Genomic DNA, 18,722 nt, shown 5'->3' on the forward strand with positions numbered 1-18,722 from the left:
CGTGCTCGGGACCGCCGGCGTCCGGGCGGCCGTCGGGCGGTTCTGGGCGCCCGTGGTGGCGACCCTGCTGCGGGCCGGGGTCACCGCCGACGCGGTGACCGTCGCCGGCACGCTCGGTGCGGTCGCCGGCTCGGTGGGCCTCATCGCGACCGGTCACCTCTTCTGGGGCGCGTTCACCGTCACCGTCTTCGTGCTGCTGGACATGCTCGACGGTGCCCTGGCGCGGGCCCGCGGCGGCGGATCGCTGTTCGGCGCGGTGCTCGACTCCAGCCTCGACCGGGTGGTCGACGCGGCGATCTTCGGCGCGCTCGTCTGGTGGTTCACCGGCGAAGGCGACAACCGCCTCCTGGCCCTGGTGGCGCTGCTCTGCCTCGTGCTCGGCGTGCTGACCTCCTACGTCAAGGCCCGCGCGGAGGGCGTGGGGCTGCGCTGCGACGTCGGGATCGTGGAGCGCACCGAGCGGCTGATCCTCGTGCTGACCGGCACCGGCCTGTACGGCCTCGGGGTGCCCTACGCCGTCCACGTCGGACTGTGGGTGCTGCTCGCCGGCAGCCTGGTCACGGTGGTGCAGCGGGGGGTCGAGGTCCACCGTCAGGCGAGCGGCCGGCCGCTGCCGAGCGCGCCGGCGGCGCCGTGAGCGCGACCGCCCGGCTGACCGACCTCGGGTACGCCGCCGGATGGGGCGCGGTGAAGGCGCTGCCCGAGCCGCTGGCCCGCGGCGGGTTCGACGCCGCGTTCGCCGCGGTGGCGCGGCGGGAGGGGAAGGGCGTCCGGCAGCTGCGCGCCAACCTGCGGGTGATCACCGGCGGCGCGCTCGGCGAGCAGGAGCTCGACGCCCTCACGATGCGGGCGATGCGCAGCTACGGCCGCTACTGGCAGGAGACCTTCCGGCTGCCCCGCATCTCGCCCGAGCGGATCGTCGCCGGCACCGAGGTGTTCGACCGCGAGCACGTCGACCGCGTCCTGGCCGAGGGCCGGCCGGTCGTCGCGGCGCTGCCGCACAGCGGGAACTGGGACGCCGGTGCCCTCTGGTACGTCGACCTGCTCGGCGGCCCGTTCCTCACCGTCGCCGAGCGGCTGAAGCCGGAGTCGCTCTACGACCGCTTCCTCGCCTTCCGGGAGTCGCTGGGGATGCGGGTGGTCCCCCTGACCGGCGGGCCGCGGCCCAGCGCGACCGTGCTCCGCGAGTGGCTGGACGGCGGCGGCTCGGTCGCCCTGCTCTGCGACCGCGACCTCGCCGGCAGCGGCATCCCGGTCACCTTCGCCGGCCGCCCCACCACGATGCCCGGCGGCCCGGCGCTGCTCGCGGCGCAGACCGGGGCCGCGCTGCTGCCCATGACGTGCTCGTTCACCGAGCGCGGCTGGCGGCTGCGGTGGTGCCCCGAGGTGCCGGTGGCCGGTCCCGGCCGGTTGCGCGACCGCGTCGTCGCCGCCACCCAGGGCGTCGCCGACGCCTTCGCGGCCACGATCGCCCGGCACCCGGAGGACTGGCACGTGCTCGGCCGGATCTGGCCCGACGTGCCGCCGGACCCGGCCGGGGCACGGGCCTGATGCGAGCCGGCCCATGCGCATAGGCATCGTCTGCCCGTACAAGTGGGACCGCCCGGGCGGCGTCCAGTACCACGTGCGCGACCTCGCCGACACGCTGCGCGGCCTGGGCCATCACGTGGAGATCCTGACCCCGGCGGAGCACGAGGCGTCCCTGCCGGCCGAGCACGTGACCTTCGCGGGGCGCACCGTGCCGATCCCCTACAACGGGTCGATGGCCAGCGTGCAGTTCGGCCCGATCTCCGCGGCCCGGGTGCGCCGCTGGCTGCGCGAGGGCCACTTCGACGTCGTCCACGTGCACGACCCCGCCCCGCCGTCCATCGGCCTGCTCGTCCTCATGATCGCCAAGGGCCCCATCGTGGCGACGTTCCACGCGGCCACGGTGCGGTCCAAGTTCCTGAGCGCCTGGGGGCCGGTCATCCGGCCGTGGCTGGAGCGGATCAGCGGGCGCATCGCCGTCTCCGACTTCGCCCGCCGGCTGCAGGTGGAGCACCTCGGCGGCGACGCGGTGGTCATCCCGAACGGCGTGCACGTCGCCTCCTTCGCCGACGGTCCGCAGCTGGCCGGGCTGGAGCGGGGGAGCGGCGGACCCACCATCGGTTTCCTGGGCCGCTTCGACGAGCCGCGCAAGGGCCTGCCGGTCCTGCTGGAGGCCCTGCCCGGGGTGCTCCGTCGGCACCCCACCGCCCGGCTGCTGATCGCCGGCCGCGGCGACCCCGCCGCGCTGCGGGCCTCCATCCCGCCGGAGCTGGGCGAGCACGTCGAGCTGCTCGGCGAGCTCGCGGAGGCGGACAAGGCGGCGTTCCTGCGCTCGGTCGACGTCTACTGCGCGCCGAACCTGCTCGGGGAGTCCTTCGGGATCATCCTCATCGAGGCGCTCGCCGCGGGGGCGCCGATCGTGGCCAGCGACCTGGACGCCTTCGCCGCCGTCCTGGAGGACGGCGAGGTGGGGGTGCTCGTCCGCCGGGGCGACGCCGGGGCCCTGGCCGACGCGCTGGCCGGCCTGCTCGACGACCCCGACCGCCGGGCGGACCTCTCCGCCCGTGGGCGGGAGGCGGCCTGGGCCTACGACTGGTCGGTGGTCGCCCGACGGGTGCTGGCCGTCTACGAGACCGTGGTGCCGCCGGGGGGCGGCGTGGTGACCGCGTCGGAGGACCACGCCGAGGTGGCCGGTCTCCCCGGTGCGGACGTGCCGAGCAGAGCGTCCCTGCGGCGGCGGGTGCGGCGCTAGCCTGATCCGTCGTGGGCCTCCCCGTCTGGACGATCGCCGTAGGCGTCGTCGTCCTCTTCCTCCTCGTGTGGACGGCGTGGACGCTGACCCGGCTCCGCCGCCTGGAGGCCCGGGTGGACCGGGCGCGGACGGCGCTGGAGAGCCAGCTGCGCCGCCGCGCCGCGCTGGCCGCCGAGGTGGCCCGCGAGGGCGGCGTCCCGCTGGAACCGGCGCGGGCCGCGGGCCTGGCGCGGGCGGCGGCCGGCGCCAGCCTGCCCTGGACGCCGGACCGTGAGCTGGCCGAGAACGTGCTGGGCCGGGAGCTGCGCGGCCTGGTACGCGAGCTGCCGCGCATGGCGCCGGCGCTGGCCGAGGACCTGACCGGCACCGCCCAGCGGGTGGCGCTGGCCCGCCGGTTCTACAACGACGCCGTGCGGGACACCGCGGAGCTGCGTGGGCGGCGGCTGACCCGGCTGCTGCGGCTGCACGCCCGCCGGCCGCTACCGCGCTACTTCGACATCGACGACAGCTTCGGGGAGCTCGCGGGCACCGCAGGGTCCGGGCGGCACTGACCGGCTCGTACGATGCAGCGGGCCGTCCGGGCCCGCTGTCGACACCTGCGAGGCCATCGTGACCGTCCCCGACCCGACCACCCCCCGCGCCACCGGCACGGCCGCCGTCCAGCGCGGCATGGCCGAGCAGCTCAAGGGCGGCGTGATCATGGACGTCGTCACGCCCGAGCAGGCCCGCATCGCCGAGGACGCGGGCGCCGTCGCCGTCATGGCGCTGGAGCGGGTTCCGGCCGACATCCGCGCCGAGGGCGGCATCTCGCGCATGAGCGACCCCGACATGATCGACGGCATCATCGCCGCCGTCTCGATCCCGGTGATGGCGAAGGCGCGGATCGGGCACTTCGTCGAGGCGCAGGTGCTGCAGAGCCTGGGCGTGGACTACATCGACGAGTCCGAGGTGCTCAGCCCGGCCGACGAGGCGCACCACATCGACAAGCACGCGTTCACCGTGCCGTTCGTCTGCGGCGCCACCGACCTGGGCGAGGCCCTCCGCCGGATCGCCGAGGGCGCGGCGATGATCCGGTCCAAGGGCGAGGCCGGCACCGGCAACGTCGTCGAGGCCGTGCGGCACATGCGGGCGATCCGCGCCGGCATCCGGCGGCTGAGCACGCTCGACGAGACCGAGCTGTTCGTCGCGGCCAAGGAGCTGCGCGCCCCGCACGACCTCGTCGTCGAGGTCGCCCGCGCCGGGAAGCTGCCCGTCGTCCTGTTCACCGCCGGCGGCATCGCGACGCCGGCCGACGCCGCGATGATGATGCAGCTGGGCGCCGAGGGCGTGTTCGTCGGCTCGGGCATCTTCAAGTCCGGCGACCCGGCGCAGCGGGCGGCGGCGATCGTGCAGGCCACGACGTTCGCCGACGACCCCGACGTGATCGCCAAGGTCTCCCGCGGCCTCGGCGAGGCGATGGTCGGCATCAACGTCGCCACGCTGCCCGAGTCCGAGCGGTTCGCCACCCGCGGCTGGTGAGCACGCCGACCATCGGGGTCCTCGCGCTGCAGGGCGACGTCCGGGAGCACCTGGCCGCCCTCGCCGCGGAGGGCGCCGATGCGGTCCCGGTGCGCCGGCCGGAGGAGCTGGCGGCGGTCGACGGGCTGGTGCTCCCGGGCGGGGAGTCGACGACGATCGCCAAGCTCGCCGCCCGCTTCGGGCTGATGGAGCCGCTCCGGGCCGCGGTGCGCAGCGGGCTGCCGGTCTACGGCTCCTGCGCCGGGATGGTCCTGCTGGCCGACCGGCTGCTCGACGCCCCCGCCGACCAGGAGACCGTCGGGGGCCTGGACGTGACCGTGCGACGCAACGCCTTCGGCCGGCAGGTGGACTCCTTCGAGTCGACCGTCCGGCTCGGGGAGGCGACGGTCCCGGCCGTGTTCATCCGGGCGCCGTGGGTCGAGGAGGCCGGGCCGCAGGTGGAGGTGCTCGGCCGGGTCGTCGGCGGGGCGGGCGACGGTAAGATCGTGGCGGTTCGCCAGGGATCCCTCCTGGCCACCAGCTTCCACCCCGAACTGACCGGGGACCGCCGGGTGCACGCGCTGTTCGTCGAGATCGTGCGCGAGGCCCGGGGACGCAGGTCCGGCGCCGTCGCCGGGGAGGAGAGGAGTTCGTCATGAGCGGCCATTCCAAGTGGGCGACCACGAAGCACAAGAAGGCCGGGATCGACGCCAAGCGGGGCAAGCTCTTCGCGAAGCTGATCAAGAACATCGAGGTCGCCGCCCGCACCGGCGGCGGTGACCCCTCGGGGAACCCCACGCTGTTCGACGCCATCCAGAAGGCGAAGAAGAGCTCGGTGCCCAACGACAACATCGACCGCGCGGTCAAGCGCGGGTCCGGTGCCGAGGCCGGCGGCGTCGACTACCAGGGCATCACCTACGAGGGCTACGCGCCCGGCGGGGTCGCCGTCCTCATCGAGTGCCTCACCGACAACAAGAACCGGTCGGCCATGGAGGTCCGCACGGCGATGACCCGCAATGGCGGGAACATGGCCGACCCCGGGTCGGTGTCCTACCTGTTCTCCCGCAAGGGCGTCATCGTCGTGCCGAAGGCCGACGGTGCCGACGAGGACTCGGTGCTCATGGCGGTGCTGGACGCCGGCGCCGAGGAGGTCCGCGACCAGGGCGACTCCTTCGAGGTCGTCTGCGAGCCGACCGACCTGGTCGCCGTCCGCACGGCGCTGCAGGACGCCGGCATCGACTACGACTCGGCGGACGCGGCCTTCGTGCCCAGCGTGAGCGTCGAGCTGGACGAGGACTCCGCGGGCAAGGTCTTCCGGCTCATCGACGCCCTCGAGGACTGCGACGACGTGCAGAACGTGTACGCGAACTACGACGTCTCGGACGAGGTGCTCGAGAAGGTCGGCTGACGCCGGCGGGAGCATCGCAGCGAGCGCCAGCGAGCGGGGAGCGGACCGAGGGCGGAAGCCGACCCACGGGAAGAGTCGGCTGAGCCGCGCGTGTCGCGACTCGTCGTCGGTCCCGCGGGATAGCCTCGGGTCGAACACCAGTTCGGCAGAGGCGGGAGGCTCCATGCGGGTGCTGGGCATCGACCCCGGGCTGACCCGCTGCGGGTGGGGGGTCGTCGACGGCCGGCCCGGCGCGCGGCCGCAGGCCGTGGGCGTCGGGGTGATCCGCAGCTCTCCCGAGCTGGACCTGGAGCTGCGGCTGCTGGAGCTGCACACCGCGGTGACGGCGCTGCTGCGCGAGCACCGGCCCGACGTCATGGCCATCGAGCGGGTGTTCACGCAGAACAACAAGGGCACCGCGACCGGCACCGCCCAGGCCGCCGGGGTGGCCGCGCTCGCCGCGGCGCAGGCCGACCGGCCCGTCGCGTGGCACACGCCGAGCGAGGTCAAGGCGGCGATCTCCGGCAACGGCCGGGCCGACAAGGAGCAGGTCACCATGATGGTGACCCGGGTCCTGGGCCTGGTGACGGCGCCCAAGCCGGCCGATGCCGCCGACGCCCTGGCCCTCGCGGTCTGCCACGTGTGGCGGGGCCCGGCGCAGCAGCGGCTGCGGGTGGCCGCCCTGGCCGGGGGCATCGGTGCGAACATCCAGCCGCGGACGTTGCCGCGGTGGCAGGGGGTCTGAACGCAGTGATCGCCAGTGTGAGCGGCCGGGTGGCCGCGGTCTCGCCGGACGGCGCGGTCGTCGAGGTCGGCGGCATCGGCCTGGCCGTGCAGTGCACGCCGGGCACGATCGCCCGGCTCCAGGTGGGGGAGAGCGCCCGCCTGTCGACCAGCCTGATCGTGCGCGAGGACTCGCTCACGCTCTACGGCTTCGCCGACGACGACGAGCGCCAGCTGTTCGAGCTGCTGCAGACCGCTAACGGCGTCGGGCCCCGGCTCGCGCAGGCGGTGCTGGCCATCCACCCGCCGCGCGAGGTGCGCCGCGCCGTCTCGACGGCCGACGTCAAGTCGCTCATGCAGGTGCCCGGGATCGGCAAGAAGGGCGCCGAGCGGCTCATCCTGGAGCTCCGGGACCGGCTGGGCGTGACGACCTCAGACACGCAGCTCGACGGGCCGGGGCTGCCGGCCGGTCTCGGGCCGGTGACCCCGGTCGCCCCGTGGCGCAACCAGCTGACCACGGCCCTCATCGGTCTGGGCTGGAGCGGCAAGGAGGCCGAGACGGCGCTCGGCGCGCTGGAGCCGGTCGCCGAGGAGCAGCAGGCCGCGGGTGGGGTGGAGATCGCCGTCCTGCTGCGGCAGGCCATCCAGTTGCTGGGGCGTTCATGAGCGCACAGCGGCGTGAGCATCGCACCGAGCGCCAGCGAGCGAGGAGCGGAGCGCCGCGCGGGAGCGGGGGGCGGAGATCATGACCTCGCCGTTCGACAGCGGGCTGACCGGGGACGTGGACGACGACCTCGGGCGCCAGTTCGCCGTGTCGCCGCAGGCCGGTGACGAGGAGCGCGTCGTCGAGTCGGCGCTGCGCCCGCACTCGCTGCACGACTTCATCGGCCAGCCGAAGGTGGCCCGCCAGCTGGCGCTGGTCCTCGAGGGCGCCAAGCGCCGCGGCCGGCCACCGGACCACGTGCTGCTGTCCGGACCGCCCGGCCTGGGCAAGACCAGCCTCGCGCTGATCATCGGCTCGGAGCTGGGCACCTCGGTGAAGATCACCAGCGGGCCGGCCATCGAGCGCTCCGGCGACCTCGCGGCCATGCTCTCCAACCTCAGTCCCGGCGACGTGCTGTTCATCGACGAGATCCACCGCATCGCCCGGCCGGCCGAGGAACTGCTGTACATGGCGATGGAGGACTTCCGGGTCGACGTCGTCGTCGGCAAGGGGCCCGGTGCGACGGCCATCCCGCTGGACATCAACCCCTTCACGCTGGTCGGGGCCACCACCCGGGCCGGTCTGCTCACCGGACCGCTGCGTGACCGCTTCGGGTTCGTCGGCCAGATGGAGTTCTACGAGCCGGCCGAGCTGCAGCTGGTCCTGGCCCGCAGTGCCGAGTTGCTCGGCGTGGAGCTGACCGACGACGGTTCGGCGGAGATCGCCGGACGGTCCCGCGGCACCCCCCGGATCGCCAACCGGCTGCTGCGCCGGGTGCGCGACTACGCCGAGGTGGAGGGCGACGGCCGGGTGACCCTGGCGGTCGCGCGTGCAGCCCTGGCGCTCTACGACGTCGACGACCTGGGCCTGGACCGGCTGGACCGCGCCGTGCTCGAGGCCCTGGTCATGCGCTTCGGCGGCGGGCCGGTCGGGGTCTCCACGCTCGCGGTCGCCGTGGGGGAGGAGTCGCACACCGTCGAGGAGGTGTGCGAGCCGTTCCTGGTCCGCGCCGGGTTGCTGGCCCGCACGCCGCGCGGTCGCGTCGCCACGGAGGCGGCGTGGCGGCACCTCGGGCAGCCCCTGCCGCGCGGCGGGCTCCCACTCGGTGGGAGCACTCCCGCCACGCTGGCCCCGCGCCCGGACACCGAACCGCTGTTCGACGCCTAGACTGCCTGTCGCTGGCGCGCAACTCGACTGCACAACGGTCCGGCCTCCGTGCGCTGCACGGTCGGTCGCTGTGCGCGCCGCAGCCGACGTACCCGAGCGGTCCCGTCCCGGACCGCACCCACCGCGCGCAGGTCCCGGCGCGGTAGAGAGGCACCCCCGCCGTGGAGTTCTTTCCCCTGATCCTGCTCGTGCTGGCCTTCGTGCTGCTCATCGTGCTGCCGGCCCGCCAGCGCAAGCGGGTGGCCGCCCAGCAGCAGACGATGCAGGAGGCGCTGCAGCCCGGGACGCCGATCATGACCACCAGCGGCATCCACGGCACGGTGGCCGGCAAGACCGACACCACGGTCGACGTGGAGGTCGCCCCGGGCGTCGTCATGACCTTCGTGCGCCAGGCGATCCTCGAGGTCCGGAAGCCGGCCGCCGACCCGGCGTCGGGGGACGTCGTCGCCGGGGACGACGCGATCCCGGGTGACTCCACCCCCGGCAGCGTCGACGGCGGCCCCGCCGACCCGACCCGCTGAGCCGGGGACCCGATGGCCAACCGAACGACTCCCGCGCGCCGGTACTTCGGCGTCTTCCTGCTGATCGTCGCCGGGCTCTACTCGCTCGTCCTCTTCACCGGTGACAGCCGGACCCCGCAGCTGGGCCTGGACCTGCGCGGCGGCACGACCGTCACCCTGACCGCGCAGACCCCGGGCGGCGGCGCGCCCGACCCCGAGGACCTCGAGCTGGCCCGCCAGATCATCGAGCAGCGGGTCAACGGGCTCGGCGTCGCCGAGGCCGAGGTGGTCACCGAGGGCGACTCGAACATCGTCATCTCCGTCCCCGGTGACGACGGCGACCAGGCCCGCGAGCTCGGCCAGACCGCCCAGCTGCGCTTCCGGCCGGTGATCTGCCCGTCGGCGACCGACACGACGGGCCTCTGCGCGACGCTGGACCCGACGGTCGCGTCCACGCCGACCGACTCCGCCGCGCCCACCGACGCCGCGACCCCGACCGACACCGCCGCGCCCACCGACGCCGCGGCCCCGACCGACGGGGCGACCCCCACGGACACGGCGGGCGCGACGACCGGCGACGAGCCGGCCGCGCCGGTCCAGGCGGCCACTCCCGAGGAGGCCGCGCCCGGCTTCAACGCCCTGCGCTGCGACACCGAGGGCGCGCCGGTCCTGCCGGCCGCTCCCGACTCCTACGTGGCGGCCTGCAGTGACGACGGCTCGCAGAAGTACCTGCTGGGCCCGGCGATCATCGAGGGCACCGAGATCGACGACGCCCGCGCCGGCACCGAGCCGAGCACCGGCGAGTGGATCGTGCTGCTGGACTTCAACGGCGACGGCGAGCAGACGTGGGCCGAGTACACCGCGGCCCACCAGCAGGAGCAGGTGGCGTTCACCCTCGACGAGCGGGTGGTGTCCGCGCCGGTGATCCAGTCGGCCATCACCAGCAACCCGACGACGATCACCGGGTCCTTCGACCAGGAGGGCGCCACCGAGCTGTCCAACCAGCTCAAGTACGGCGCGCTGCCGCTCACCTTCGAGCAGGCCACCGCCCAGTCGATCTCGACCGAGCTGGGCGCCGAGCAGCTGCGCGCGGGCCTGATCGCCGGTGCCATCGGCATCGCGCTCGTGTTCGTCTACGCGCTGGTCTACTACCGGCTGCTCGGGCTGGTGATGATCGCCAGCCTGCTGCTGTCGGCGGTGGTGGTCTACGCCTGCCTGGTGCTGCTCGGCCGGCAGATCGGGTTCACCCTCAGCCTCGCCGGCATCGCCGGGTTCATCGTCTCGATCGGCATCACCGCCGACTCGTTCGTCGTGTACTTCGAACGCATCAAGGACGAGATCCGCGAGGGCCGCACACTGCGCTCGGCCGTACCGCGTGCCTGGGTCCGCGCCCGACGCACCATCCTGTCGGCGGACGCCGTCAGCTTCCTGGCCGCGGCGATCCTCTACTGGCTGGCGATCGGGGACGTGAAGGGCTTCGCCTTCACCCTGGGCATGTCCACCGTGCTCGACCTCGTGGTCGTCTTCCTCTTCACCCATCCGCTGATGGCGGTCCTCTCCCGCTACAAGAAGTTCGGCGACAGCCGTTTCTCCGGGCTGGGCCGCAACATCGACCGGCCGCGGGTCCCCCGGCCGGAGGCCGGCGGCGGGCGGCAGCTGGTCGGCGCGGGCGCCGGATCCGGCACCACGGCGACCGACGGGAGCAAGGCATGAGCCGCGAGCACGACCGGACCGACGAGGAGATCCCGGTCGGCACCGAGGCCGACGAGCGGGCCGATGCCTCCGCGGCGGCCGAGGACGCCGCGGCCGCGGCGGACGACGCGGCGCTGGCCGACGCGGGCCTGCTGCCCGCCGGGGAGGACGACGGCAGCGGGACCGGGCCGCGCCGGCCGCGGCGCCGCGCATCGCTGGCCCACCGGCTGTACAACGGCGAGGCCGGGCTGGACGTCGTGGGGCGCAGCCGGCTGATCTACAAGATCACCGCGGTCGTGGTGCTGATCTGCATCGCGTCGATGGTGTTCCGCGGCTTCAACTTCGGCATCGAGTTCGCCGGCGGCACGAGCCTCAAGATCCCTGACGGCACCGAGCAGCAGCTCACCGAGGTCCGTGAGGCGGCCGAGGACGCCGGCGCGGACGTGGCCTCGGCACAGGTCGTGGGCGGCAACACGATCCTGCTGCGCACCGCGGCCCTGGACCGGGACGGCGAAGCGGCGGTCACGGCTGCGGTCGCCGACGCCACCGGTGTCGACCCGGGGCGGATCAGTGCCGACTCGGTCAGCGCGCAGTGGGGTGAGGACATCACCCAGCAGGCGCTGATCGCGCTGGTGGTCTTCCTCGCCGCCGTCGTCCTGTTCCTGGCGGTGCGCTTCCAGCCGAAGATGGCGATCGGGGCCATGGTCGCCCTGCTGCACGACATCATCGTGACCGCGGGCGTCTACTCCCTCGTCGGCTTCGAGGTCACGCCGTCGACGGTCATCGGGTTCCTCACCATCCTGGGCTTCTCGCTCTACGACACCGTCGTCGTCTTCGACAAGGTCGACGAGAACACCAAGGGCCTGTCCACGAGCGCGCGCATGACGTGGGGCGAGGCCGCCAACCTGGCGGTCAACCAGACGCTGATGCGGTCGATCAACACCTCGGTCATCGCCCTGCTGCCGGTCGCCGGGCTGCTGTTCGTCGGCGTCGGACTGCTCGGCGTCGGCACGCTCGAGGACCTCGCCCTGGTGCTGTTCGTCGGGCTCGCGGCCGGCACGTACTCCTCGATCTTCCTGGCGACCCCGATCGTGGCCGACCTCAAGGAGCGGGAGCCGGAGCAGATCGCGCTGCGCAAGCGGGTCATGGCCCGCCGCGCCTCCGCCGCCCGCGAGGGCCGGGGGACGGGTCCGGGTCGCGGGCCGGTCGCCAGCGCGCGGCGCTCGCCGTCGGCGCGCCGTCAGTCCGCGGTCGGGGTGGCCGAGCGGGTGGAGGACCTCGGTCCCGCCCAGGCCGACGTCGTCGTGGAGTCGCCGTCGTCCGTGCGCCCTTCGGCGCCGCGCAGCGGTGCCACCGCGGCGCCGCGGCCCGGCGCGCGGCCCCAGCGGCCGGACGGCCGGCGGGGGAGCGGCGGGGGCAAGAAGCGCCGGTGACCACCAGTGCTCCCGGGGCCGAGGTGCCCCTCGACGAGCTCGTCGCCTCCATCGCCGTCGACGTGCCGGACTTCCCCTCGCCGGGGATCGTCTTCCGTGACCTGACGCCGGTCTTCGCTGACGGCCCGGCGTTCCGCCGGATCGTCGACGGGCTGGCGTCGGCCGCCTCGGTGGATCCGCGGGTGGCGGCCATGGCGTCGTCCCTCGACGGCGCGCACCCGGGGTTCGACGTCGTCGTGGGCGTCGAGGCCCGCGGGTTCCTGCTCGCGGCGGCCGTCGCCTTCGATGCCGGCGTCGGCGTGGTGCCGGTGCGCAAGGCCGGGAAGCTGCCCCGGGCGCGGGTCTCGGCGGCGTACGACCTGGAGTACGGCTCCGCCGAGCTGGAGATGCACACCGACTCGATCACTGCGGGCCAGCGGGTCCTGGTCGTGGACGACGTGCTCGCGACCGGCGGCACGCTGGCCGCGACGATCGGCCTGGTGGAGCAGCTCGGCGGTGTCGTCAGCGCGGTGGCGGTGGTCGTGGAGCTCGCGGAGCTGGGCGGCCGTCAGGTGCTCGCGCCGCACACGGTGCACGCCCTCTGGACCACCTGACCGTGCCGGCCCGCCTCCGTGAGGGGCAGGTCGCCGCCCGGAGGAGCGGTTCCGCGCCCCCACCCGGCTAACATGGGAGCTGTTCTCTCCTCCTCGAGCCCGTGGGAGTGGTCGTGGCCCCCGATGCAGCTGCCACCAACCTGGCTGCCGGGCGCCTGGAGGCCGCAGAGCCCGCACCGGAGCTCGCGGCGCTACCGCCCGGTGCCCCGGCCGGGGAGCGGGCCCCGCTTCCGCCGCGCCCCGCGGTGCGCCGGCCCGACGACGTCGGCTCGGAGCCCCCCGCGGAGAACGACCCGGGCACCCCGCGCCGCCGCGTGCGCGACCGGCTGGCCCGCCGGATCGTCGCCGGCCAGCGCAGCACCGTCGTCCGGCCGGTCCTCGAACCGCTCGCCGCCCTGCATCGGCAGAGCCACCCCAAGGCCGACCTCGCCGTGCTGCAGCGCGCCTACGACGTCGCCGAGGCCGCGCACGCCAGCCAGAAGCGCAAGAGCGGCGACCCGTACATCACCCACCCGCTGGCGGTCTCGACCATCCTCGCCGGGCTCGGGATGGACACGACCACCCTGGTCGCCGCCCTCCTGCACGACACGGTGGAGGACACCGGGGTCACCCTCGAGTCGATCACGAAGGACTTCGGCCCCGAGGTCGCCCACCTGGTCGACGGCGTCACGAAGATCGACAAGGTCAAGCTCGGGGACGCGGCCCAGGCCGAGACGATCCGCAAGATGATCGTCGCGATGTCCCGCGACCCGCGGGTGCTGGTCATCAAGCTGGCCGACCGGCTGCACAACATGCGCACGCTGCGCTTCCTCCCGCCCGAGAAGCAGGAGAAGAAGGCCCGCGAGACGCTGGAGATCCTCGCTCCGCTCGCCCACCGGCTGGGCATGAACACGATCAAGTGGGAGCTGGAGGACCTCGCGTTCGCCACGCTGTACCCCAAGCGGTACGACGAGATCGTGCGGCTGGTGGCCGAGCGGGCGCCGTCGCGCGACACCTACCTGGCCGAGGTCACCGCGTCGGTCACCGACCAGCTGAAGGCCGCCGGGATCGAGGCCGTCGTCACCGGCCGGCCCAAGCACTACTACTCGATCTACCAGAAGATGATCGTCCGCGGCCGGGACTTCACCGACATCTGGGACCTCGTCGGCATCCGGATCCTGGTCGACTCCGTCCGCGACTGCTACGCCGCGCTCGGCATCATGCACGCGCACTGGCAGCCGGTACCGGGCCGCTTCAAGGACTTCGTCGCGATGCCGAAGTTCAACATGTACCAGTCGCTGCACACGACCGTGATCGGCCCGCAGGGCAAGCCGGTGGAGCTGCAGATCCGCACCCACGACATGCACCGCACCGCCGAGTACGGCATCGCCGCGCACTGGAAGTACAAGGAGAAGGCGCGGGTCGGCGGCCGGCCCAGCGCCGGGGAGTTCGGCGCCACCCCCAAGGCCGGCTCGCCCGACGACATGCTGTGGCTGCGGCAGCTGCTGGACTGGCAGCGCGAGGCGCAGGAGCCCGGCGAGTTCCTGGAGACCCTGCGCTACGACCTCGGTCCGCAGGAGGTCTTCGTCTTCACGCCCAAGGGCGACGTCGTCAGCCTGCCCGGGGACTCCACGCCGGTGGACTTCGCCTACGCGGTGCACACCGAGGTCGGCCACCGCTGCATCGGTGCCCGCGTCAACGGGGCGCTCGTCTCGCTGGACAGCACGCTGACCAACGGCGACGTCGTCGAGATCTTCACCTCCAAGTCGCCCACCGCCGGGCCGTCGAAGGACTGGCTGGCGTTCGTCGGCTCCTCCCGCGCGCGCACCAAGATCCGGCAGTGGTTCACCAAGGAACGCCGCGAGGACGCCGTCGAGGCCGGCAAGGAGGCCCTGACCCGCGCGATGCGCAAGGCCGGCCTCCCGCTGCAGCGGCTGCTCGGTGGCGAGGCGCTGTCCACCCTGGCGAAGGACCTCAACCACGCCGACGTGACCGCGCTCTACGCGGCGGTGGGGGAGAACCACCTCTCCGCGGCGTCGGTGGTGGAGAAGCTGATCGCGGCGCTGGGCGGCACCGAGGGTGCGGTCGAGGACATCGCCGAGACCGCGATCCCGACCAGCCGCCCCCGCACGCGGCGGGCCGCCGGCGGCGACCCCGGCATCGTCGTCCACGGCATGACCGACGTGTGGGCCAAGCTCGCCAAGTGCTGCACCCCGGTGCCCGGTGACGAGGTGCTGGGCTTCGTCACCCGCGGCGGCGGCGTGAGCGTGCACCGCACCGACTGCACCAACGCCGAGGACCTCCAGCGCAAGCCCGAGCGGCTGGTCGAGGTCGAGTGGGCGAGCTCGCCGGGCTCGGTCTTCCTGGTGGCGATCCAGGTCGAGGCGCTGGACCGGCACCGGCTGCTCTCCGACGTCACCAAGGCGCTGGCCGACGAGCGGGTCAACATCCTGTCCGCCTCGGTGCAGACCAGCCGCGACCGCGTGGCGATCAGCCGGTTCACCTTCGAGCTGGCCGACCCCGCGCACCTGGGCGCGGTGCTGCAGACGGTGCGCAACGTCGACGGCGTCTTCGACGTGGAGCGCGTCACCGCCTGAGCGCGGCACGGACCGTCACCCCGCAGCGCCGCCGTCACCGCGCAGGGCGACAGGAGCGCTGTGCGGTGACAGTGAGCCCTACGCGGTCTCGGGATCGGCCAGGAACGCCGGGTTCTCGCAGGTGGCACCCGGCTCCGGGGTGTTCTCCGGGTCCTGCGTCAGCTGGTCGGCGAAGGCGGCCAGGCGGGGGTCGTCGGCCGAGTCCACCGCCAGCTGGTGGTTCCACGCCTGGATGCTGATCGCGGAGCCGAGGCCCTCGTACGGCGACAGCAGGCGGTGGGAGACGCCGGCCACGAGCTGCTCGAGGGCCGCGACGTCGTCGGCGGTCGCCAGGGCGGGGTCGTAGGTGACCCACACGGCGCCGTGCTCCAGCGAGTGGACGGCGTTCTCCGGCCGGATCGGGACGTCGTACACGCTGCCGGTGCAGTCGGCCCAGGCGGCGGCGTGCGGGCCGCCCACCGGCGGGCTCTCCGCGTACTCGACGTCCCCGGGCTCGTGCAGCTGACCGACCTCGTAGTCGGCGACGCGGGTGTCTCCCAGCGGCGCGCCGGCTCCGGACGCCGGGGACGCGGCGCCCTCCACGCTCGTGCTGCAGCCGGCGGCCACGAGGGTCGCCGCGCCGGCGAGGAGGGCGGCGCGCCGCGGGCTCACTGCACGACCGTCATCGAGGTGATCGTCACCGGGGTGTTCGGGGCGCCGCCGCCGGGGCTCGGCTCGAACGAGCCGTCGTTGCCGGCCGCCGCGATCTGGTCGAGGACGGCCAGGCCCGCCTCGTCCACGGTGCCGACGGGGGTGTAGTCCGGCGGCAGCTGGGTGTCGACGAAGCACAGGAAGAACTGGCTGCCGGTCGAGCCGGGCGCGCCGCTGTTCGCCATCGCGATCGTGCCCCGCGGGTAGGTCGTCCCCTCGGGGGTCTCCTCGTAGAACCGGTAGCCGGGGCCGCCCTGACCGGTGCCGGTCGGGTCGCCGCACTGCAGGACGCCGAAGGTCGGCTGGTTGACCTCGCGGTGGCACGGGGAGCCGTCGAAGAACCCGACCGAGGCCAGGTAGGCGAAGCTCGAGGACGCGCACGGGGCCTTCGCCCGGTCGAGGGTGAAGGTCATGTCGCCCGCCGACGTGGTGACCGCCAGGGCCGTGGTGCCGGTCGCCGGGGTGGCCGCCTCGTCGGGCGGCAGGCCCACGTCGGTGCCCGAACCGTCGGGAGCGAAGTCGCAGGTGACGGTGCCGTCGGGGTTCACCACCGGCGCGACGGGCGACTCGGCGGCTCCCGTCGGCGCCGACGTGGTCGGGTCGGTGGCGGTGCTCTCGTCGTCGTCCCCACCGAGGCCGGTCACCAGCAGGACGGCGCCGACGACCAGGACGACGGCGACGGCGGTGATGGCGACGAGCAGGTTGCGGCGCCGCTTGCGGGCCAGTTCGGCGCGACGTTCCAGCTGCCGCTGCAGGTGGCGCTGGGCGGCCTGCCGGCGCTGCTTGTTGCTCGGCACGGGGGAGAACTCCTCGGGGCGTGCGGCTGCTGCGGGGCCCGGCTCGAGGGACTGGGCCCGTCCGACAGCGGCCCCGCTGGTCGGCCGGGAGTCTAGGCCGCCCGGCTGGGGAAGCCCGGATGCCTGCCGGAGCGCGGGTCGTGTCAGCCGCGGGGCGGCCCGTCCGGTGCCACCGCGGTCCTGCGGCGTGCGGAGCGGTGATCACCCTCCGCGTAACCTGCACGGGTGCTCATCCGCTCGTTCCCGGCCGGCGCCTTCGGCACCAACTGCTACGCCGTCGCCACCGGTCGCGGCCAGGAGTGCGTGATCGTCGACCCCGGGATGGAGGCCGTCGAACCGCTGGCGCAGATCATCGCCGAGGACGGCCTCAAGCCCGTCGCGGTCGTGCTGACCCACGGCCACCTCGACCACACCTTCTCCGTCGTCCCGGTGTGCGAGGGGTACGACATCCCCGCCTACATCCACCCGGCCGACACCGGCATGCTCGCCGACCCGGTGGCCTGGCACGGGCCGGCCCTGGCGCCGCTGATCCGCGGCGCCCGGCTGCCCGACCCGTCGGAGGTCCGGACGCTGGACGACGGCGCCGTCCTGGAGCTCGCCGGGGTCACGCTGACCGTCCGGCACGCCCCGGGCCACACCGAGGGCTCGGTGATGTTCTCCCTGGACCTGGGGGAGGCGCCCGGCCTGCTCGCCGGTGACGTGCTCTTCGAGGGCTCGGTGGGCCGCGTCGACCTGCCCGGCGGCTCGTGGGCGTCGATGCTGGCCTCGCTGCGCGACGTCGTCCTCCCCATGGACGACGCGACGGTGGTGTTGCCCGGGCACGGTGGCCTCACCACGATCGGCCGCGAGCGGGCCACAAACCCCTACCTGGCCGAGGCCGCCGCATCCGGGCCGGCGCCGAGGGGCCGCGGGCTGTGAGCACGCACCTCACCGCGCCGAAGGGGACGTTCGACACCCTCCCGCCGGACTCCGCCCGGTTCCTCGCCGTCCGCGACGCCCTGACCGCACCGCTGCGGCGGGCCGGCTACGGCTACGTCGAGACGCCGGTCTTCGAGGAGACCGCCGTCTTCTCCCGCGGGGTCGGGGAGTCCACCGACGTCGTGACGAAGGAGATGTACACCTTCGACGACCGCGGCGGCCGCTCCCTGACGCTGCGTCCCGAGCTCACCGCCGGGCTGATGCGGGCCTTCATCGAGCACCGCCTGCACACCGGTGCGCTGCCGGTGAAGCTGTGGACCGTCGGCTCGGCGTTCCGCTACGAGCGCCCGCAGGCCGGCCGCTACCGGCACTTCACCCAGGTCGACATGGAGGCCCTCGGGGTCGACGACCCGGCGCTGGACGCCGAGGTGGTGGCGCTGGGCGTGCAGGGGTTCCGCGACCTCGGGCTGACCGACTTCGACCTGCTGCTCACCTCGCTGGGCGACGACACCTGCCGGCCGCAGTACCGCGAGCTGCTGGTCGCGTTCCTCGAGAAGCTGGACCTGGACGAGGAGACCCGCCGCCGGGCGGAGATCAACCCGCTGCGGGTGCTCGACGACAAGCGGCCCGAGGTGCAGGCCCAGCTCGACGACGCCCCGCTGATGGTCGACCACCTGTCGGACTCCACGAGGGCGCACTACGACGCCGTACGCCAGCACCTCACCGACCTCGGCGTGACCTGGACCGAGGCGCCGAAGCTGGTCCGCGGCCTGGACTACTACACGAAGACGACGTTCGAGTTCGTGCACTCCGGCCTCGGCGCCCAGTCGGCGATCGGCGGCGGTGGCCGCTACGACGGGCTGTCCGCGGCGCTCGGCGGACCGGACGTCTCCGGCATCGGTTACGCGGTCGGGGTCGACCGGACGCTGCTCGCGGTGCAGGCGGAAGGGCTGGACATCGCCACCGCCACCGGGGTGCAGGCGTTCGTCGTGCCCCTGGGTGCGGAGGCCAAGCGCCTGGCCGTCCGGCTGGTCGGCCAGCTGCGTGCGGCGGGGATCTCCGCCGACACCGTCTACGGCGACCGCGGGCTCAAGGGCGCGATGAAGGCCGCCGACCGGTCCGGCGCCACGCACGCCGTCGTCATCGGCGACCGCGACCTCGCCGAGGGCGTCGGCCAGCTCAAGGACCTGCGGACCCAGGAGCAGCACCCCGTCCCGGTGGCCGATCTGTTCGAGGCGCTCAAGCGTGCGACGGTGGGGGAGTGAGC

General features: G+C 74.1%; 19 protein-coding genes. 17 read left to right on the forward strand and 2 right to left on the reverse strand.

The window, feature by feature from the left end; genetic code table 11:
- Nucleotide 1 precedes the first annotated feature (1 nt).
- The 15 genes from pgsA to N555_RS0105125 all read left to right on the forward strand — a co-directional run bounded on the left by pgsA (nt 2) and on the right by N555_RS0105125 (nt 15,050).
- Nucleotides 2-637: a phosphatidylinositol phosphate synthase gene (gene pgsA / locus N555_RS0105055; protein ID WP_029430409.1), complete on the forward strand. Its 636-nt coding sequence runs from the start codon at nt 2-4 to the stop codon at nt 635-637.
- Nucleotides 634-1,551, forward strand: a complete 918-nt coding sequence (locus N555_RS0105060) for a phosphatidylinositol mannoside acyltransferase (RefSeq protein ID WP_029430410.1) — start codon at nt 634-636, stop codon at nt 1,549-1,551. Before pgsA ends, N555_RS0105060 begins: the two co-directional genes overlap by 4 nt.
- 13 nt (nt 1,552-1,564) lie before the next feature.
- Nucleotides 1,565-2,779: a glycosyltransferase family 4 protein gene (locus N555_RS0105065; RefSeq protein WP_029430411.1), complete on the forward strand. Its 1,215-nt coding sequence runs from the start codon at nt 1,565-1,567 to the stop codon at nt 2,777-2,779.
- 11 nt (nt 2,780-2,790) lie between these two features.
- Nucleotides 2,791-3,330, forward strand: a complete 540-nt coding sequence (locus tag N555_RS0105070) for a LemA family protein (protein ID WP_051683764.1) — start codon at nt 2,791-2,793, stop codon at nt 3,328-3,330.
- A 58-nt stretch (nt 3,331-3,388) separates the two neighbouring features.
- Complete coding sequence (gene pdxS / locus N555_RS0105075; protein WP_029430413.1) at nt 3,389-4,297, forward strand: pyridoxal 5'-phosphate synthase lyase subunit PdxS; 909 nt, start codon at nt 3,389-3,391, stop codon at nt 4,295-4,297.
- Nucleotides 4,294-4,935 (forward strand): pyridoxal 5'-phosphate synthase glutaminase subunit PdxT, encoded by a 642-nt coding sequence (pdxT, locus tag N555_RS0105080; RefSeq protein ID WP_034508895.1) that lies wholly within the window; start codon nt 4,294-4,296, stop codon nt 4,933-4,935. Before pdxS ends, pdxT begins: the two co-directional genes overlap by 4 nt.
- The gene (locus N555_RS0105085) at nt 4,932-5,684 is read left to right on the forward strand and encodes a YebC/PmpR family DNA-binding transcriptional regulator (RefSeq protein ID WP_029430414.1); all 753 of its coding nucleotides are present in this window, start codon (nt 4,932-4,934) and stop codon (nt 5,682-5,684) included. The genes pdxT and N555_RS0105085 overlap by 4 nt, the downstream gene beginning before the upstream one ends.
- A gap of 163 nt (nt 5,685-5,847) precedes the next feature.
- Nucleotides 5,848-6,408 (forward strand): crossover junction endodeoxyribonuclease RuvC, encoded by a 561-nt coding sequence (ruvC, locus tag N555_RS0105090; RefSeq protein WP_029430415.1) that lies wholly within the window; start codon nt 5,848-5,850, stop codon nt 6,406-6,408.
- A 5-nt stretch (nt 6,409-6,413) separates the two neighbouring features.
- Nucleotides 6,414-7,052 (forward strand): Holliday junction branch migration protein RuvA, encoded by a 639-nt coding sequence (ruvA, locus tag N555_RS0105095; protein ID WP_029430416.1) that lies wholly within the window; start codon nt 6,414-6,416, stop codon nt 7,050-7,052.
- Nucleotides 7,053-7,131: 79 nt separating this feature from the next.
- Complete coding sequence (gene ruvB, locus N555_RS0105100) at nt 7,132-8,256, forward strand: Holliday junction branch migration DNA helicase RuvB (protein WP_029430417.1); 1,125 nt, start codon at nt 7,132-7,134, stop codon at nt 8,254-8,256.
- Between the two features lie 161 nt (nt 8,257-8,417).
- A complete protein-coding gene (yajC, locus tag N555_RS0105105; RefSeq protein ID WP_029430418.1) occupies nt 8,418-8,777 on the forward strand; it encodes a preprotein translocase subunit YajC in 360 nt (119 codons plus the stop codon).
- Between the two features lie 12 nt (nt 8,778-8,789).
- Nucleotides 8,790-10,469 carry a protein translocase subunit SecD gene (gene secD, locus N555_RS0105110; RefSeq protein ID WP_034508900.1) on the forward strand — a complete coding sequence of 560 codons (1,680 nt, stop codon included), beginning with the start codon at nt 8,790-8,792 and terminating at the stop codon, nt 10,467-10,469.
- Nucleotides 10,466-11,881 carry a protein translocase subunit SecF gene (gene secF / locus N555_RS0105115; protein ID WP_051683766.1) on the forward strand — a complete coding sequence of 472 codons (1,416 nt, stop codon included), beginning with the start codon at nt 10,466-10,468 and terminating at the stop codon, nt 11,879-11,881. Before secD ends, secF begins: the two co-directional genes overlap by 4 nt.
- Entirely contained in the window at nt 11,878-12,474 is a 597-nt protein-coding gene (locus tag N555_RS0105120) for an adenine phosphoribosyltransferase (protein WP_029430421.1), read from the forward strand. Before secF ends, N555_RS0105120 begins: the two co-directional genes overlap by 4 nt.
- A 113-nt stretch (nt 12,475-12,587) precedes the next feature.
- Nucleotides 12,588-15,050: a RelA/SpoT family protein gene (locus N555_RS0105125; protein ID WP_304412904.1), complete on the forward strand. Its 2,463-nt coding sequence runs from the start codon at nt 12,588-12,590 to the stop codon at nt 15,048-15,050.
- A gap of 78 nt (nt 15,051-15,128) precedes the next feature.
- Here the strand turns inward: N555_RS0105125 and N555_RS25620 are convergent, their stop codons facing one another.
- Both N555_RS25620 and N555_RS0105135 read right to left on the reverse strand, forming a co-directional pair.
- The gene (locus tag N555_RS25620) at nt 15,129-15,701 is read right to left on the reverse strand and encodes a DUF3105 domain-containing protein (RefSeq protein WP_051683767.1); all 573 of its coding nucleotides are present in this window, start codon (nt 15,699-15,701) and stop codon (nt 15,129-15,131) included.
- Nucleotides 15,698-16,537, reverse strand: coding sequence for a peptidylprolyl isomerase (locus tag N555_RS0105135; protein WP_029430424.1), 840 nt, complete (start codon nt 16,535-16,537; stop codon nt 15,698-15,700). The genes N555_RS25620 and N555_RS0105135 overlap by 4 nt, the downstream gene beginning before the upstream one ends.
- Nucleotides 16,538-16,762: 225 nt before the next feature.
- On the opposite strand from N555_RS0105135, the gene N555_RS0105140 reads away from it, so the two are divergent.
- Both N555_RS0105140 and hisS read left to right on the forward strand, forming a co-directional pair.
- Entirely contained in the window at nt 16,763-17,455 is a 693-nt protein-coding gene (locus N555_RS0105140) for an MBL fold metallo-hydrolase (protein ID WP_029430425.1), read from the forward strand.
- Complete coding sequence (gene hisS / locus N555_RS0105145) at nt 17,452-18,720, forward strand: histidine--tRNA ligase (RefSeq protein ID WP_029430426.1); 1,269 nt, start codon at nt 17,452-17,454, stop codon at nt 18,718-18,720. Before N555_RS0105140 ends, hisS begins: the two co-directional genes overlap by 4 nt.
- Nucleotides 18,721-18,722 lie beyond the last annotated feature (2 nt).

This window comes from Blastococcus sp. URHD0036 (assembly GCF_000701365.1).
Taxonomy (GTDB): Bacteria; Actinomycetota; Actinomycetes; order Mycobacteriales; family Geodermatophilaceae; genus Trujillonella.